The sequence below is a fragment of the Olivibacter sp. LS-1 genome, from assembly GCF_008245145.1.
Lineage (GTDB): Bacteria > Bacteroidota > Bacteroidia > Sphingobacteriales > Sphingobacteriaceae > Olivibacter > Olivibacter oleidegradans.
In genome coordinates, this window is record NZ_CP041643.1 from 2,176,649 (window position 1) to 2,193,786 (window position 17,138).

Annotated in this window: 13 protein-coding genes; all 13 read left to right on the plus strand. The window is 43.3% G+C overall.

Translation table 11 applies throughout. The features are described from left to right. The 13 genes from FKG96_RS08670 (at window position 1) to FKG96_RS08730 (ending at window position 17,126) form a co-directional block, all read left to right on the plus strand. Window positions 1-681: an L-rhamnose mutarotase gene (locus FKG96_RS08670; RefSeq protein WP_168204543.1), complete on the plus strand. Its 681-nt coding sequence runs from the start codon at window positions 1-3 to the stop codon at window positions 679-681. Between the two features lie 234 nt (window positions 682-915). Next, the gene (locus tag FKG96_RS08675) at window positions 916-1,992 is read left to right on the plus strand and encodes a Gfo/Idh/MocA family protein (RefSeq protein WP_130856850.1); all 1,077 of its coding nucleotides are present in this window, start codon (window positions 916-918) and stop codon (window positions 1,990-1,992) included. 11 nt (window positions 1,993-2,003) lie between these two features. Further along, window positions 2,004-3,581, plus strand: coding sequence for an SLC5 family protein (locus tag FKG96_RS08680; protein WP_130856851.1), 1,578 nt, complete (start codon window positions 2,004-2,006; stop codon window positions 3,579-3,581). 33 nt (window positions 3,582-3,614) lie between these two features. Next, window positions 3,615-3,899 (plus strand): DUF433 domain-containing protein, encoded by a 285-nt coding sequence (locus FKG96_RS08685; RefSeq protein ID WP_242627259.1) that lies wholly within the window; start codon window positions 3,615-3,617, stop codon window positions 3,897-3,899. Beyond that, window positions 3,889-4,239 (plus strand): DUF5615 family PIN-like protein, encoded by a 351-nt coding sequence (locus FKG96_RS08690; protein ID WP_130856852.1) that lies wholly within the window; start codon window positions 3,889-3,891, stop codon window positions 4,237-4,239. The genes FKG96_RS08685 and FKG96_RS08690 overlap by 11 nt, the downstream gene beginning before the upstream one ends. A gap of 848 nt (window positions 4,240-5,087) precedes the next feature. After that, complete coding sequence (locus FKG96_RS08695; protein WP_130856853.1) at window positions 5,088-7,277, plus strand: alpha-L-rhamnosidase C-terminal domain-containing protein; 2,190 nt, start codon at window positions 5,088-5,090, stop codon at window positions 7,275-7,277. Window positions 7,278-7,617: 340 nt separating this feature from the next. Next, the gene (locus FKG96_RS08700) at window positions 7,618-10,878 is read left to right on the plus strand and encodes a glycoside hydrolase family 2 TIM barrel-domain containing protein (RefSeq protein ID WP_130856854.1); all 3,261 of its coding nucleotides are present in this window, start codon (window positions 7,618-7,620) and stop codon (window positions 10,876-10,878) included. 33 nt (window positions 10,879-10,911) lie between these two features. Further along, window positions 10,912-12,063: an ABC transporter substrate-binding protein gene (locus FKG96_RS08705; RefSeq protein WP_130856855.1), complete on the plus strand. Its 1,152-nt coding sequence runs from the start codon at window positions 10,912-10,914 to the stop codon at window positions 12,061-12,063. After that, window positions 12,060-13,205, plus strand: coding sequence for a CaiB/BaiF CoA-transferase family protein (locus FKG96_RS08710; RefSeq protein ID WP_130856856.1), 1,146 nt, complete (start codon window positions 12,060-12,062; stop codon window positions 13,203-13,205). Before FKG96_RS08705 ends, FKG96_RS08710 begins: the two co-directional genes overlap by 4 nt. Before the next feature lies 1 nt (window position 13,206). Next, complete coding sequence (locus FKG96_RS08715; protein WP_013665616.1) at window positions 13,207-14,367, plus strand: CaiB/BaiF CoA-transferase family protein; 1,161 nt, start codon at window positions 13,207-13,209, stop codon at window positions 14,365-14,367. A gap of 16 nt (window positions 14,368-14,383) precedes the next feature. Continuing rightward, entirely contained in the window at window positions 14,384-15,592 is a 1,209-nt protein-coding gene (locus FKG96_RS08720; RefSeq protein ID WP_242627261.1) for an extracellular solute-binding protein, read from the plus strand. Beyond that, window positions 15,585-16,667 carry a Gfo/Idh/MocA family protein gene (locus tag FKG96_RS08725; RefSeq protein WP_130856858.1) on the plus strand — a complete coding sequence of 361 codons (1,083 nt, stop codon included), beginning with the start codon at window positions 15,585-15,587 and terminating at the stop codon, window positions 16,665-16,667. The genes FKG96_RS08720 and FKG96_RS08725 overlap by 8 nt, the downstream gene beginning before the upstream one ends. 15 nt (window positions 16,668-16,682) lie before the next feature. Then, complete coding sequence (locus FKG96_RS08730) at window positions 16,683-17,126, plus strand: MaoC/PaaZ C-terminal domain-containing protein (RefSeq protein WP_013665619.1); 444 nt, start codon at window positions 16,683-16,685, stop codon at window positions 17,124-17,126. The last annotated feature ends 12 nt before the right edge of the window (window positions 17,127-17,138 follow it).

Sequence of the window (17,138 nt, forward strand, 5' to 3'; positions counted from 1 at the left end):
ATGAAAAAACTTACTTGTTGTTTCCTTTGGTTGTTGTTCGCCTGTTCTTCTTTTGCACAGCAGCATGGACAGCCTTATCAATTTGTACAGCTTGTATTGAACGATAGTGACACCTTATCTGCTGAGTTGATGGCTGATTTGCTGAATCAGTCTGGAAGTAAGGATGGTTTATACCATTGGAGAAATCGCCTTTTATTTTATGGAAAGGAGGAGGAGGCTATGGCCTTTTATGAGCAAAGTAAAATACGGTTTCCAAAAGCAGAAGTGATGTTAGTCCGCGAACCTTTTTATGTGTTTGATAGGACGCGATGTACAGACGGTAAGGAAAATAGTCGAAAGCGAGATCATCTAATTCTATCGGCCAATCTAGTGGCTGATAGTGCCAAGCAACAATCGTATCTTGATTATCACCGTCGGCAATTTGATGAATGGCCGGAAGTATCCGAGGGTTTTTGCAGAGCAGAATTTCAACAAGTGCAGCTATTTAAAACAGGTCGGCAGCTACTATTGGTTATCGATATTCCGGAAGGAGCAAATTTTGAAGAACTCAATAAAAGAACGGTGGAAAACAATCCACGAGTCGATGAATGGAATCGTTTGATGTCCACTTATCAGGAAGGTTTATCCGGTACGAAAGCAAATGAGGTGTGGGTGCGGTTTGAAGTGATGAATGATGAATGATGAATGATGAGTGAATGTTGAATGATCAATGAGCTGAGAGTTGTGCGTTTTGAGAAAAGCTATAAGCGATAAGCTTTAGGCTCTAAGGTTTAAGGAATACGAAGCAGCATCCAATATCGATTTGCCGCTTTCTACCAACGAATAGTTAATAACTAACAACCAACAACCAATAACTAATAACTAATAACTAATAACGAACAACGAACAACCAATAACAAACAACCAATAACGAATATGTTAAAACTAGGAATTTTAGGTTTAGGTGAAGGCCGTAGTACGATTTCTGCGGCCTTGAACAGTTCAAAAATTGAACTGGTAAAAATGTGTGATCTGAATGAGGCGCTGTGTAAACAAAGAGCTGAAGAGTTTAACTTTTACGCGTATACTACGCAATACAGCGACTTACTAGAAGACAAATCAATAGACGCTATCGCTGTTTATACACCTGATAAGTTTCATGCGGAACACGTAAAACTTGCGCTCATGCATGGAAAACATGTGGTTTGCACGAAACCCTTTATTGATAATTTGGCTGATGCAAAGCCCTTATTGGAGTTAGCGCAGTCGAGTGGAAAAAAAGTTTTTATCGGACAAAGTTCGCGTTTTTTTGAGCCCATGAAAAGGCAGCGTGCCGATTTTGAAAAAGGTGTAATCGGAGAATTGATTACGATAGAGGCTTATTATCATGCCGATCATCGTTGGTTTTTAGCGAAACCGTGGTCTTTAGAATCTAACTTCAAATGGTTGTATGGCGGCTTAAGCCATCCGGTAGATTTTATACGTTGGTATCTGCCCGATATTGAAGAGGTAATGGGGTACGGCATGTTAAGCAGTAACGGGAAAGCGGGAGGATTAAAAAACGAAGACACGATGCACTTCATTTTCAAAGCAAAAGATGGCCGTATAGCGAGGGTCAGCGGGGCCTACACGGGGCCAATTCAACCCGTAACGCGGGATAGCGAAATGAGCTGTATTCTGAGGGGAACAACAGGCTGCAGTCAGAGTGATTATATGGATTTGCGTTATGCCGTCACCACCGCTGAGGGAGAGGAAAAGATAATCACTTGGGAACATAAGCTAAAACATTACTTTCGATTTGAAGGAAAAAGCCATCACGCCGGTGAATACCAAAACTACCTCGAATACTTCGCCGATAATATAGCGGCCGGGACCACTGCTTATCCTGATATTACTGAAGGTATAGGTACCGTTATCTTATTACAAGCGATGGACCGTTCATTACGCCTTGGAACCCCTGTAAAGCTACAGGAACTATATGATGAATTCGGTTTAGAGAACCCAATTAGATAAAGGATTGAAGGATGGAAAGTATTGCATCAAAGTTGACCTGGGTTGATTATTCAATTATTGTCGGATATATTGCGTTATTGCTTATCATTGGACTTCGATCTAGTTTACTAGGTAAAGCAAAGCAGCAGGAATCGTTGTTTCTTGCTAACAAATCATTGGGTTGGGCAAGTATCGGCTTTAATATGTGGGCAACCAATGTTGGGCCTTCCATGCTTTTGGCCTTTGCTAGCATTGGATATACGACCGGTATCGTAGCGGTAAATTTCGATTGGTATGCTTTCGTGTTTTTATTGTTGTTAGCCCTTGTTTTTGCGCCTCGTTACCTAGCAGCCGATGTGATGACTTTACCCGAGTTTATGGGGAAACGCTACGGCGATACAACGCGCAGTATATTGGCATGGTATTCATTGGTGAAAATGCTGATCTCCTGGTTATCCCTCGGGCTTTTTGCCGGAGGTTTTCTGATTCGACAGGTACTGGGTGTTCCGATGTGGATTTCGGTGGTGGTGCTTGTCTTTTTTGCAGCCTTCTTTACCTACATTGGCGGATTGAAAACCATTGCCCGCATCAATATCTTTCAAATGCTGTTATTGATTGCGGTTTCCTGCCTGCTAACGGTATTAGGATTGCATCAAGTGGGCGGCTTTTCGGCTCTCTATAAAGGCGTACCGAGCGGGTTCTGGAACCTCATAAGACCGGCATCTGATCCAGATTACCCTTGGCATGCCATTCTCCTAGGCTATCCGGTTGCTGCGATTGCTTTCTTTTGCACGGATCAAGCGATGGTACAATCCGTCTTAGGAGCGAAGAACTTGGAACAAGGACAGCTAGGCGTCAATTTCATCGCTTGGTTAAAGATACTGTCGCTCCCTCTTTTTATTCTTACCGGCGTACTATGCGCCGTGTTATACCCAAATCTAGCCGATCCAACACAGGCCTACATGACGATGGTGACCAACCTATTTCCAACGGGGCTCAATGGATTGGTAATTGTGGTATTGATAGCGGTTTTAGTGGGTACGATTGGTTCTTCCTTAAACTCATTGAGTACGGTTTTCACGATGGACATCTATGTCAAACGCCTGAATCCTACAGCTAGTAAAGCGCAAATTGTCCGGGTAGGGCGACTAACCATTCTTGTTGGCTGTCTCTTTGCTATTATGATGGCCTTGGCGATCGACCAGATTAAAGGGCTTAATCTCTTCGACGTCTTCCAATCGGTACTCGGATTTATTGCACCGCCCTTATCGGTCGTCTTCCTTTTGACGGTATTTTGGAAACGGACAAGTCGTCTGGCCATTAATGTTGTACTTTCTTTGGGATCTGCTTTCAGTTTGGGAGTAGGTGCCGCTTATCTATGGGTATTTACACCAGATAAATATACTTTTTGGCCGCATTATCTGCTGTTATCGTTTTATATTTTTGTTATCTTGATGGGAGCAGCGATCCTACTTTCATTTGTTGGGAGAAAGGAAGACTTAGCGGTGATACCTTATCTGGCCGTAAAAACAACGAAAACCGTGAAATGGGCGTGGGGAAGTTTAATAGTGGTCATGATGTTGCTTTATGCCATTTTCAGTGGGCATTAGCAACGTTGAATATCCGACTAAAATTTGCTAACTTTGAATAACATTTATTTGGTTGCATTAAATGAAAGTATAACTATGGAAGCGAAGCAACAGGAACTATTAAATCGTATTACGCTGATACCAGGATTGATGGGGGGAAAACCCACCATAAGGGGGTTGAGATTTCCTGTAAGCGATATTTTGGAGTTGCTTGCGAGCGGACTTTCGGAAGAGGAGCTGTTGGAGCAACATCCTATACTGGAAAAGTTGGATATACAGGCTGCGCTATTATACGCCTCATTAAAAGTTAAGAATACAGCTGTGATTTATGCCGCTTGATTGGGAAATCTGGTTAGACACCAATATTTCTCCCGTCATCGCTAAATGGATGATGGCACACTTAAATGTAATTGTAAAATCGTCTTATAGCCTAGACCTACATTTCTTAGATGATTTAACAATATATAATCGGGCAAAGTCTGCGGGCAAAGTTGTGCTCGTTTCGAAAGATGCAGACTTTCCTGAATTAATCAGCAAGCTCGGTTCCCCACCAAAATTGATCAATTTAAAGATAGGGAATTGCAGCAACCAAATACTTTGGGAAAAAATAAAACCGAGAATGAAGGAAGTGCTGACTATCTTAGCAGAAAGCGATATTGATATGGTGGAACTGCAGTGATGTAAATGAATACGCTTCGCTAAAATCAGAGCTAATAGGCTTAATTGCGGAGCTACAGAAGAACCTGACACAAGGGACAAACCTCGGTAATAATTGTTTTAAAGTCCTACTTGCTGTTAAGAGTAAAGGCAAAAGTGAAAATCAGAGCAAACGCACTTAAAAGGAACGTTTCTTTTAATCAACTTTTCTTGATAAAAGTTGAGCAAACCGAAGAACGTAGTGATGAGTTCATGAACTCATCTGAAAACAAACACATGTGAATAAATCAAGGCTGGTGTAGGCTACCTTGCAACTGATTGCAAAGCATCATTGGCGCGTATTGGAGCCGTTTCACTTCTTCAATCCGCTTGGGTACTGCAATATGAACAAACGTACAAATGCTTTGCTGCTCGTTGCTTCGGTATCCTCCAAGGCCATTCTTCCCACGCACAGGGCTATCCTAAGGCTGAAGATAATAATACGTTCGGTTAAAAGTAAAAACGCTCCGTTCTGCTAAAATATCGCCTAGGAAATTTGCGGTTTGCACGTTGATGCACTACCACTTGTAGCAAATTTCCAAGCGATGAGTTTATTCACTACTTAGTTATTTTCAAGGTGTTCATGGGCTCCCTACGGTCGGCTCTTTGACTACTTTCTTTGCGGAAACCTCGAGCCTCCTGGCGAGAAGCTTGAATGCCAATAAAAATAAACTCGTTATGAAAAATAAAGTAGTTGGCGGTGTCGCTGCCAATAAGCGACAACGTAAACGTTCCATTTTTCTAGCTAATATACTACAAAAGCTGGTTAACATCTTACAGTCGTAGAAGCTCGGAGAGTTTTATCTTTGAAGCTACTAACGCTTATAAATCATGTCCGTATATCGTCCAAAAAACAGGATCCAATTACTTGGCTGGCTTGTTCTAATACTTTCTTTGATTCATGCCACTTCATTTGCACAGAACAAAGCTACGTGGATTTGGTATCCGGGTGATTTTGAAATTTGGTTAAGTAATCAAATGCAGAATCGTCGAACAGAGCGCGCTACTTTCTTTCCTCCTTTTTGGCGAATGGACAATCCCTATGTGCTGGTGGATTTCCATAAGGTTTTCGATCTAAAAGAACCGGAAGATGTAAACATATATACAGAGGGGCAGTATAATGTAAAACTCGATGGAAAAATGCTGGAGGGCTATCCCAAAACCATTCATGTACCTGCCGGGAAACACAAGATCAATCTAAAAGTATATGCGCAGGATCGGGTGCCGGCCATCTATGTTCAGGGGAAGACCATCGTGTCGGATAGTACTTGGTTGGTTACTAACGAAGATAAGGAATGGATTGACGAAACAGGAAAGGCGTCCGATCAATCCGGTACTACCTGGCTGCAAGCAGGTTCATGGAATTTCGAGAGTCCCGTGCAGCGTCCTTCACAGTTCCGTTTAACTACTACGCCTAGACAGGCAGTGTCACGGGCAGTCAAAGGAAAAGGCTTTCTCGTAGATTTCGGAAAGGAAACCTTTGGGTTTATAAAACTTCACGGACTGGAAGGTGAGGGCATTGTATCGCTTTACTATGGAGAATCGGAAGAGGAAGCCTTGTCGACCGAAAGCTGCGAGACCTTGGATCGCGTGCAAGTGAACAGCAAACAGTCCATTGACTCCACCTTAAACTTATCTAAAGCTTTCCGCTATGTGTATGTAGAGCCTTCGGCGCAAACAAAAATTGATTCCATTTCCATGCTCTATGAATATCTGCCACTGGAAACAAAAGGAAGTTTTCGTTCATCCGACGAAGAGTTGAATCGCATCTGGGATGTGGGGAAATATACGATGGAGTTAACCACCCGCGAATTTTTTATTGACGGCATCAAACGCGATCGCTGGATCTGGTCGGGTGACGCCTACCAGAGTTACCTCATGAATTATTACCTTTTCTTTGATAGTCCTTCCGTTAAGCGCACTACCTTGGCCCTTCGGGGTAAAGAACCGGTTAGTAGTCATATTAATACGATTATGGATTATACGTTTTACTGGTTCTTGGGTATTTATGATTACTACTTGTACACAGGCGATAAAACTTTTATTCAATTGGTTTATCCCAGAATGCAAAGTCTGATGGATTTTTGTTTAAGCAGGCGAAATAAGGAAGGTTTTATGGAAGGAATGGCTGGCGACTGGGTGTTTATCGATTGGGCGAAAAACCTCAGCAAAAAAGGGGCGCTTAGCTTTGAACAATTATTATTTTGTCGTAGTCTGGAAACAATGGCCTTATGTGCCGACTTGCTCGGTAATGAGGACGCTTCGAAATATCGAGACGAAGCAAAACGACTGAAAAGCAAAATATTCTCACAATACTGGGATGCCGATAAGAACGCCTTTGTACATAGCAGCATAGATGGTAAGGCGAGCGATCATGTGACGCGTTATACCAATATGTTTGCTATATTTTTCGACTACCTGACCGAAGAGCAAAAGGAAGGTGTAAAAACAAATGTTTTACTAAACCAATCCGTACCAAAGATTACCACCCCTTATATGCGTTTTTATGAATTGGAAGCGCTCTGCGCTATGGGCGAACAATCATACGTTCTACAGGAAATGAAAAACTATTGGGGAGGGATGCTGCGCTTAGGTGCTACGTCCTTTTGGGAAGAATATAATCCCGATAAGAAAGGAGCGGAACATTACGCCATGTACGGTCGCCCTTTCGGAAAAAGTCTTTGTCATGCTTGGGGAGCAAGCCCCATTTATCTGCTCGGAAAGTATTACTTAGGTGTCAAACCCACAGCACCTGGTTATGCAAGCTTTTTGATTGAGCCAAATTTAGGAGGACTGGATTGGATGGAAGGAAAAGTACCCACACCATCCGGGCATATTGAACTTTATTGCAGTAAAAAAGAGATAAAGGTAAAGGCTGACGCAGGAAATGGCATACTAAGGGTAAGAAGTAAGGTGATGCCTTACGGAAAAGGAATAAAAGCCGTTGAGAAAAGTAAAGGCCTTTATGAAATAGAAATTTTAAGTAACACGGATTACATTATTAATTATCAGGAGCAATAGAGACCGCTGCAGACAATAAGTCGATAAATATGTAGATTATAGCGTTGTTAAGTTAAAGTACGAACCGTTGGTTTTCGAAAATGTCGCCTCCAAAATTTATAGCTAGCACTGGGAAGCACTACCGTTCCTATAAATTTTGAAGCGACGAGCTTTTTGTTTCTTTTTTGCGGGAAAAAAGAAAATATCAGATGATAATATCCTATAACAGCTAGCCAATTTCTTACAGAAAAGATAAGCTCCCTACTTTTATTTTTGATACTCACTAGCCAGCAAATTAGAACGAACCGTGATTATAAGCAATTGTCGTTTAAAAAGTAATTTAGTAATCTTGATCTGTGGGATGCTTTCGACAAGCCTAAATGCCCAAACGGTGGATGGTTTACCGGCCACTATACCACCTGTTCCTTCCGTATATCAGGCAGAACCGTGGGAAGATCCATTAATAACGAGTGTAAACAGAGAGCCGGCTCGTGCAACGGCCTATTCTTATAGTACAGAACAAGACGCCTTATCCGACAATCGGGAAAGCTCGGGTAGAATGTTATCATTGAATGGCAAATGGGAGTTCGCTTTTGTGACTAAACCTGCTGACGCACCGAAGGATTTTTATAAAGCTAAAGTGAGTGGATGGAATAAAATCGATGTGCCCTCCAATTGGGAGATGAAGGGCTATGATATCCCGATCTATAAAAGTGCCGTCTATCCCTTTCGGCCGGTTGATCCGCCGAGGGTTCCGAAGGACTACAATGCTGTTGGCTCTTATCAACGAACTTTTACGATACCCGAAGACTGGAACAATTTAAATGTTACGCTTCATTTTGGCGGTGTGAGTTCGGCTTTTAAAGTTTGGTTGAATGGAAAATTTTTGGGATATGGGGAGGACAGCTGCCTACCATCCGAGTTTAATATAACGCCCTACCTCCAGACTGGTGAGAATGTGCTATCGGTACAGGTCATCCGTTGGAGTGACGGCTCCTATTTAGAGGATCAGGATCACTGGCGTATGAGCGGTATCCAACGGGAAGTGATGCTTTTAGCTGAGCCGAAAGTGCGCATCGCCGATTTCCATTGGCAGGCTAAACTGGATAAGGATTATCAAGATGCGGTACTGAGTATACGACCACGCATAGAGAACCTGACAGGCGATTCCATCAACGGATATAGTGTACGTGCACAACTATATAATGCTGAAGGGGAACCGGTTTTTGAAAAGGCTTTACAGCGCTCCGCCAATGATATTATAAATGAAATCTACCCGCGACTCGATAATGTGAAATTCGGCTTATTGGAAACGAAGGTGCTTAACCCTAAAAAATGGTCGGACGAGGAACCATATTTATATCGCCTTTTATTGACATTGGTAGATAATACGGGAAAAATATTGGAGGTAAAAACCTGTCGTGTCGGTTTTCGTAGTATAGAATTTGATAAGAATAGCGGAAAGTTACTGATAAACGGGAAAGTGACCTATCTGTACGGCGTTAACCGCCATGACGCACATCCTGAAAAAGGAAAGGCCTTGTCGAGGGAAGATATCAGGAAAGACCTTCAATTGATTAAACAATTTAATTTTAATGCCATTCGAACCAGCCATTATCCCAATGATCCCTATTTATACGATCTATGTGATGAGTATGGCATTTTTGTAATGGATGAAGCTAATTACGAAACGCACGGTCTTGGGGGGAAACTAAGCAACGATCCACAGTGGACACATGCCTTCATGGAACGAACGAGTCGCATGGTCATGCGCGATAAAAATCATCCATCCATTATTATCTGGAGTTTAGGGAATGAGGCAGGCCGAGGGCCGAATAATGCGGCTATGGCCGCGTGGATCCATGATTTTGATATTACACGACCAGTGCACTACGAGCCGGCTATGGGAAGCCCAAGAGAAGAGGGTTATATTGATCCCTCCGACCCGAGGTACCTAAAACCCAATGACCACGCACATCGACTTGGTAATCCAAGGGATCAATATTATGTAGATATCATCAGCAGGTTCTATCCCGGGATTTTTACACCGGAACTGTTGTTGAATCAGCAGAATGGAGATAAAAGGCCCATCTTGTTTGTGGAATATGCGCATTCAATGGGAAATTCGACAGGGAATATGAAAGAGTTTTGGGATATTTTCAGAAGTCATCCGCGATTGATTGGCGGATTTATCTGGGAGTTTAAAGATCATGGGTTAATAAAAAGAGATGGGCAGGGAAAGTCCTATTTTGCCTATGGGGGTGATTTTGGTGAGAAAAGGCACGATGGTAATTTTTGCATCGATGGCATCGTTGCCTCCGATGGCCGACCGAAGGCGGCTATGTATGAATGTAAGCATGTGTATCAACCGATCGAGACGAAGTTGATCGATACGAATGCAGTGCGATTGCAAATTTTCAATCGTCATGCTGTTCGCAATTTGGATAGTTATGACCTAATTATTTCCTTACTTGGTGATGGAGAGGTACTCCTGACAAAAAACCTAGGAAAATACCCCTTGAAGGCAGGATCAGACACCACTGTATTGCTTCGTAAATATCTACCAAAGCTAAAAGACAACAAAGAATATTTACTCAATATCAGTTACCGGTTAACAGAAGAAAAGTCGTGGGCAGCCAAAGGTTATGAAATAGCTACGGATCAGCTGGCTCTGACAAGTATAAGAAGCGGGCAAACAAGCCCTCGTAAATTTGGAGAAGTAAGGTGTCGATCGGATAAGGAGCAGGTTATTCTGCAAAGTAATAACGGCATGGAAGTAATTATCAGTAAAAAGACCGGCGCACTCATTTCTTATAAAAGCGATGGCATGGAGCAAATCGCTCAGCCGTTTTTACCTCATTTCACCCGTCCCCAAACCGATAATGATCGAAAAGGCTGGAAGCCATCTAAGCTATTAAAGGTTTGGTATGAGACAAAACCAAGCTTAGCGCAACTATTCGTAGATAGTACGCAAAAAGGACAGCTTGCGGTTACCAGTATTTATCACCTGATCAAAGACTGTGCTTCGGTACAAGTTAGTTATGTCTTTAATGGAGATGGGGTTTTAAAGGTAAACTATCAGTTACACGCTTCGAACAAGCTACCTAATCTGCCTAAGGTAGGAATACAAGGGGGGATAAAACGTAGTTTCGATCAGTTGGCCTGGTATGGTAAGGGCCCTTCCGAAAACTATATAGATCGGAGATCGGGCTTTGCCGCCGGTATTTATCAGGCGCCGCTTGAAACATTCATCGAGCCTTATGTGTACCCGCAGGAAAATGCCAACCGTACCGATGTTCGTTGGATGCATTTGTCAAATGCTCAAAATGATGGATTGCTGGTTGTTGCCGATAGCCTGTTGAGCATGAGCGCCTGGCCTTACACGGAAGAAGAGATCGTGACAGCCAAGCATCATCATCTGTTAAAAGATGCTGGCTATATTACCCTGAACATCGATCTCATACAAATGGGCGTTGGTGGTAACGATTCATGGTCGGCAGTCTCGCAACCTTTACCACAATATCAAGTGCCTGCTAAAGATTATCACTATAGTTTTTACTTATTGCCTTTCAAGGGAGATGTAAGTAAGCAGTCAGAAAGAATCAAAGCAATTAAATTCTAAGGAATAAGACGAAGGTGCTTAAACAAAATAGGAATGAAACGAATTGAACTGAAAGGAATTACTTGGAATCACAGCAGAGGGATTACACCTATGCATGCCACGGCGCAACGATTTAGCGAAATGCACGCCGGGATTGAGATAAAATGGGAAAAGCGCTCATTACAGGCCTTTGCCGATTTTTCAGTTCAGGAGTTGGCAGAGCGCTATGACTTATTGGTCATCGATCATCCATGGGCAGGTTTTGCGGCGCGTACTAAAAGCATTTTACCTTTAGACGACTATTTGTCATCCCATTTTTTAAAAGATCTCGAAGAAAATAGTGTAGGCCATTCTCATAAAAGTTATCAGTTTGATGGTCATCAATGGGCGCTGGCCATTGATGCAGCAACACCAGTTGCATCGAGTAGGCCTGACCTACTAAGAAAACATGGGTTAACACTTCCTGCGACCTACGAAGAGCTACTGGAAATTGCTGATCGTGGATTCGTCGGTTTCGCACTCATACCGATCGATACACTGATGAGCTTCTATATGTTTTGCTGCTCATTGGGTGAGGACCCCTGTCAGACAGACGAACACGTCGTCAGTGAGGTTATTGGCGTTCGAGCTTTACAGCTTTTTAAGCGACTTGCCGACAAAGTGCATAAGCGCTTTCACCATTTAAACCCGATTCAGGTATATGAGTATATGGCCAATACCGATGACATTGCCTATTGCCCTTTTGCGTATGGGTATTCGAATTATGCGCGTCATGGCTACGCCCCTCGCGTACTGGACTTTCATGATCTGGTAAGTCTCGATGGAAAGGAAAACATGCGGAGCACCTTAGGAGGCACAGGTTTAGCGGTTTCGGCTAAATGTCAATACTTGCAGGAAGCGATGGATTATGTACGCTATGTGGCTTCTCCGGCTTGTCAACTTGGGCTGTATTTCGATAATGGCGGTCAACCCGGGCATCTGAAAGCTTGGCAGTCGGTACACACCAATAAAATGAGCGGAAATTACTTTTATAATACGCTGCCGGCATTGCAGCGTGCTTTTCTTCGTCCACGTTACCACGGCCATATGTTTTTTCAGGATCATGCAGGAGATGTGGTGCGCAATTTTATTATCGATGGCGGAAACGAACAAGCCGTATTGCAAAAATTAAATGAACTCTATCAAGAGTCTAAAGCATTAGTATGAAGCCATTAGAAGGAATATTGGTGTTAGAGTTTGCCCAATTTATGGCCGGTCCAACGGCGGGTCTCAAACTAGCAGATTTGGGTGCCCGTGTTATTAAAATAGAGCGGCCGGGTAAGGGTGAGGGTGGAAGACAAATTGCTATTAAAAATTTGTTTGTTGACGGTGATAGCTTGGTTTTTCACACCATAAATCGAAATAAAGAATCCTATGCTGCCGACTTGAAAGACCCGAAAGACCTCAAAAAGGTTAAACAGCTTATTGCCAAAGCCGACGTAATGACGCACAATTTCCGACCAGGTGTCATGGAGAAAATAGGACTAACGTATGATGCGGCCTGTAAGATTAATCCACAAATTATATATGGTGTGGTAACAGGCTATGGAAAGAAAGGCCCTTGGGCCAATAAACCTGGTCAAGACTTACTAATACAAGCCATGTCGGGGCTTAGCTGGCTTTCGGGTACTAAAAGCGATGGACCCGTACCATTTGGATTAGCAGTGGCGGATATGGCCTGCGGTGCGCACCTGACCCAAGGTATTTTGGCCGCCTTATTAAAGCGTAATAAGACAAGAAAAAGCGCCTTGGTTGAAGTCAGCTTATTGGAATCTACTCTTGATCTACAGTTTGAGTTGCTTACCACCTTTTTAAATGATGGCGGAAAGTTGCCGAAACGTAGCGCTATGCGGGGAAGCGGACATGCTTATTTAAGTGCTCCCTACGGTGTTTATCAAACAAGTGATGGTTACCTGACCTTGGCAATGGGCGACTTAATGAAAATAGGAACCAGCATGGGTTGCGACTTAACAGCTTATCAAGACCGATCTTCTTGGTTCGAAAAAAGAGATGCTATTATTAGCAAGCTAGGAAAACATTTTCGCCATAATAGTACAGAATATTGGCGAGTTCGACTTGAAAAAGACGGCATTTGGTGTTCTTCGGTTCTCAATTATCGTCAAGCATTAGATCACGAAGCCTTCCGTGTTTTGGAGATGACACAAGAAGTGATATTGGCTGACGGAAAAAAGCTGACTACAACCCGAAATCCCATACGTATCAATGGAGAGAAGTTATATGCCACTAAGGCAGCGCCGAAAGTAGGTGAGGACACCGACGATATTGTCAATGAGTTCAATATAGTATAAGATGAAGCCACTGGAAGGATATTTAGTTGTTGATTTTAGCCAATTTTTGTCTGGCCCCTCGGCTAGCCTTCGCCTAGCGGATTTGGGTGCACGTGTTATTAAAGTGGAGAAACCGATAACAGGCGATATTTGCAGAAGCCTGTATACGACGGACCTGATTATGAATGGCGAGTCTTCCGTTTTTCATGCCATTAACCGTAACAAGGAAAGTCTATCAGCTGATTTGAAGAATCCGGATGACATTGTTCTAATAAAGAAGTTGTTAAAGCAGGCCGATGTGATGATCCATAACTTTCGTCCAGGTGTTATGGAACGACTAGGGCTTGATTTCAACGAGATTATAAAGGTCAATCCGCGTATTGTGTATGGGGAGATATCAGGATACGGAAATGAGGGCCCGTGGAAGGACCGACCGGGGCAGGATTTGCTATTGCAATCGCTTACCGGATTAACCTGGCTCAGTGGAAACGCGGGTGACGGCCCAGTGCCTATGGGCTTGTCTATAGTCGATATGTTGGCGGGAGCAAATCTTGTGCAGGGAATACTTGCCTGTTTAATTCAACAATCCCGCACGGAACAGGCGGCGCTGGTGCAGGTAAGCATGATGGAAACAGCCTATGATTTTCAATTTGAAGCCATTACGACTTTTTATAGAGACGGAGGTGCTTTGCCTCAACGAACAAAAGTGAATAATGCACATGCCTATCTGGGTGCTCCTTATGGAATTTATCAAAGCTCTGACGGCTATATCGCCTTAGCAATGGGTTCCATTCCGGTTTTGGGCAAATTGTTAAAATGCCCTGATCTCGAAAACTACCCATTGGTGTCTGATGCGTTTGATAAGCGCGATGAGATAAAACAGATTATCGCTGTGCATTTAAAAGGAGGAAGCACCCAACAATGGTTAGACCTTTTGGAACCAGCGGACATATGGTGTGCAGAGGTATTAACTTGGGATCGGCTGGTGACTCATGAAGGCTTCCAAACGTTGGAGATGATACAGGAGGTAAGAATGCAAGATGGTTATACCTACCGAACCACGCGATGCCCGATCCGAATTGATGGTGAATACCTGATTTCTCCGATTGGATCGCCGATGTTAGGACAGGATAATGAGTCGATTTGGAAGGAATTCGGAGGGGAGGTGACTCGTGAGTCATAAACCTCTACGTATAGCGGTGAGAAAGTTCGAACCCTTTGAACGGTCCATGAAGCAAGCTTGGGAAGCTTATGCGAAGGCGACCGGCTGCTCCTTGGAAGTGGAGTTGGTGGCTATGGACTTACATGAGCTTTATAACGAAACTATTCAGCAACAGGGTTTAAAAAAAGGTGTTTGGGATATCGCTCATATTAATACGGACTGGGTCTGTGAAGCTTATACAGATAATGCGCTTTGCGATCTGGCGCCTTGGCTTCAAGCGAACCCACCGGAAGATTATCCTAATGGATGGAGCACATCACTCCTCAGCATGCAGCGTTTCGATGAGCAAGTGGTCGGTTTACCTTTTCATGATGGGCCCGAATGCCTGATTTACAGAAAGGATCTATTCGAACAAGAAGAAAATAAATCAGCCTTTTACAAACAATATAAAAGAGAGCTGAAAGTCCCCCAAACGTGGGATGAATATGTGGAAGTGGCACAGTTCTTCCATCGGCCAATGGATAAATTGTACGGAAGTGTGATGGCGCTCTATCCTGATGGGCATAATGCTGTATTTGATTTTTGTCTGCAATTATGGAGTAGAGGGGGGAACTTAGTGGATGCGCTTGGAAAAATCCGATTAAATACAACAGAAGCGGAGAAAGCCTTGCAGTTTTATAAAGCCCTTGTATCGCAGTCGGACTGTATTCACCCCAACTCCTTTCAATATGAGTCGGTACAGGCAGGTGCTGCCTTTGCACGTGGGGAAGCGGCAATGATGGTGAATTGGTTTGGTTTTGCTTCGGTTTGCGAGGTAACAAAAGAAGGGGCATTAAGAGGGAAAATTGACATTGCATCGGTACCGGCAGGAAATAACGGCCAGGGAACGTCTCTGAATGTTTATTGGCTCTATACCATTGGCTCCGGTAGTAAGTATGCTTCTATCGCCTATGATTTTATACGTTTTGCCATTAGTAGGCAGATGGACAAACAGCTTACCTTAAACGGAGGGATTGGATGCCGTGTGTCTACCTGGAAGGATCCCTTTGTGAATCAAATGATCCCTTACTATTATAAACTTGAGCTCTTGCATGAGCAATCGCAGACCTTGCCTCGGAAAAAGAATTGGGCAGCTATAGCTAATAGGATCGATCAGTTAATACAAGAAGTTCTTAATGGAGATGAGGTGATTGCCTCTTTATTGGAACAGGCACAAGAGGATATCAATATATTGGATCATGAATAAAGAAATACACATACCTTATCAAGCTGTTTTGCCGAAGCGTCCGTTGCCTATTATTGTAATAGGGGCGGGTGGAATTGTAGGAGACGCGCATTTACCAGCCTATAAGAAAGCCGGATTTGACGTTATCGGTATTACGAATCGCACCAAAGAAAAAGCAACACGATTGGCCAGACAGTTCGCCATACCACATGTATATCACTCTGTGGAAGCAGCTGTAGCTCAGGCTACGCCCAATGCGGTTTATGATATTACCATTATGCCCGATCAGTTTGTAGAGACCTTGAAGAAGCTGCCGGACGAAAGTGCGGTGCTTATTCAAAAGCCTATGGGAGACTATTTTCAGCAAAGCAAAGAGATTTTAGCGGTCTGTAGGGATAAAGGACTAGCCGCAGCCATTAACTGTCAGTTGCGCGTAGCACCTTATATTAATGCTGCTCGCTATCTAATTGAAGAAGGGTTTATCGGTGAGCTATACGACATGGAAGTTAAGGTCACCGTACAAACACCTTGGGAGCTTTTTCCGTTAGTAAAGGTACATCCACGCTTGGAAATACAATATCACAGTATTCATTATATCGACCTAATTCGTTCCTTCCTTGGCGAACCGATAAGCGTATTCGCGAAGACCTTAAAGCACCCGGCGAAACAATTGTCTTCGTCCCGCTCTGCGATCATACTAGACTATGGGGACACCTTGCGGGCGATTATTAATACCAATCACGACCATGATTTTGGTCCGCAACACCAAGAAAGTTATATCAAATGGGAAGGAACAAAAGGGGCAATAAAAGTTAAGATGGGCTTGTTAATGAATTACCCACACGGTGTTCCTGACGCCTTTGAATATTGTATACACGTAAAAGGAGAGGAGCCGCAGTGGCAGTCTCTGGCAATCGAAGGGTCTTGGTTTCCTGATGCCTTTATTGGAAGTATGGCCGCCCTTATGCGCTATAAAAATGGTGAGAGCGATGGGTTGAGCGCTCATGTAGAAGATGTTATCAAAACGATGGCTGTTGTCGAAGCGGCTTATCAGAGTAGTGATCAAGGAGGAATACCGATACAAACCGAATTTTAACATAAACCGGTCATTATGTACTTTAAATCAATTTTTTTTGAAGACTATCAGTTGGAAGATAAACGTGTTACATTGGGAAGGACGCTGACGGAGACAGACTTCGTTGTTCATGCGGGGCATACCGGAGACTTTTTTCCGCATCATTTAGATGCAGAGTGGTGTAAAACGCAACCATTCGGTCAACGTATAGCACATGGAACGATGGTGTTTAGCATTGGTATTGGATTAACAGCCTCCGAGATAAATCCAGAAGCTTTCTCGAAAGGTTATGATCGTCTACGTTTTATCAAGCCTGTTTTTATTGGTGATACCATTCACGCGGAAGTGACGATAAGCAATAAAAGTGAGGCAAAAAATCCAGCCTATGGTACCGTAACGGAGCATGTAGAGATCATCAATCAACGTGGAGAGGTTGTGCTGGTTGCCGATCATATTCTATTGGCTAAAAAGAAACCTTAAAACCCCATTGAC

What these genes read in the sequence shown, in the direction of transcription:
- FKG96_RS08730 (WP_013665619.1), top strand. Translation starts at nt 16,683, where the DNA reads ATGTACTTTAAATCAATTTTTTTTGAAGACTATCAGTTGGAAGATAAA.
- FKG96_RS08715 (WP_013665616.1), top strand. Translation starts at nt 13,207, where the DNA reads ATGAAGCCACTGGAAGGATATTTAGTTGTTGATTTTAGCCAATTTTTG.
- FKG96_RS08700 (WP_130856854.1), top strand. Translation starts at nt 7,618, where the DNA reads ATGCTTTCGACAAGCCTAAATGCCCAAACGGTGGATGGTTTACCGGCC.
- FKG96_RS08675 (WP_130856850.1), top strand. Translation starts at nt 916, where the DNA reads ATGTTAAAACTAGGAATTTTAGGTTTAGGTGAAGGCCGTAGTACGATT.
- FKG96_RS08695 (WP_130856853.1), top strand. Translation starts at nt 5,088, where the DNA reads ATGTCCGTATATCGTCCAAAAAACAGGATCCAATTACTTGGCTGGCTT.
- FKG96_RS08710 (WP_130856856.1), top strand. Translation starts at nt 12,060, where the DNA reads ATGAAGCCATTAGAAGGAATATTGGTGTTAGAGTTTGCCCAATTTATG.
- FKG96_RS08705 (WP_130856855.1), top strand. Translation starts at nt 10,912, where the DNA reads ATGAAACGAATTGAACTGAAAGGAATTACTTGGAATCACAGCAGAGGG.
- FKG96_RS08680 (WP_130856851.1), top strand. Translation starts at nt 2,004, where the DNA reads ATGGAAAGTATTGCATCAAAGTTGACCTGGGTTGATTATTCAATTATT.
- FKG96_RS08725 (WP_130856858.1), top strand. Translation starts at nt 15,585, where the DNA reads ATGAATAAAGAAATACACATACCTTATCAAGCTGTTTTGCCGAAGCGT.
- FKG96_RS08670 (WP_168204543.1), top strand. Translation starts at nt 1, where the DNA reads ATGAAAAAACTTACTTGTTGTTTCCTTTGGTTGTTGTTCGCCTGTTCT.
- FKG96_RS08690 (WP_130856852.1), top strand. Translation starts at nt 3,889, where the DNA reads ATGCCGCTTGATTGGGAAATCTGGTTAGACACCAATATTTCTCCCGTC.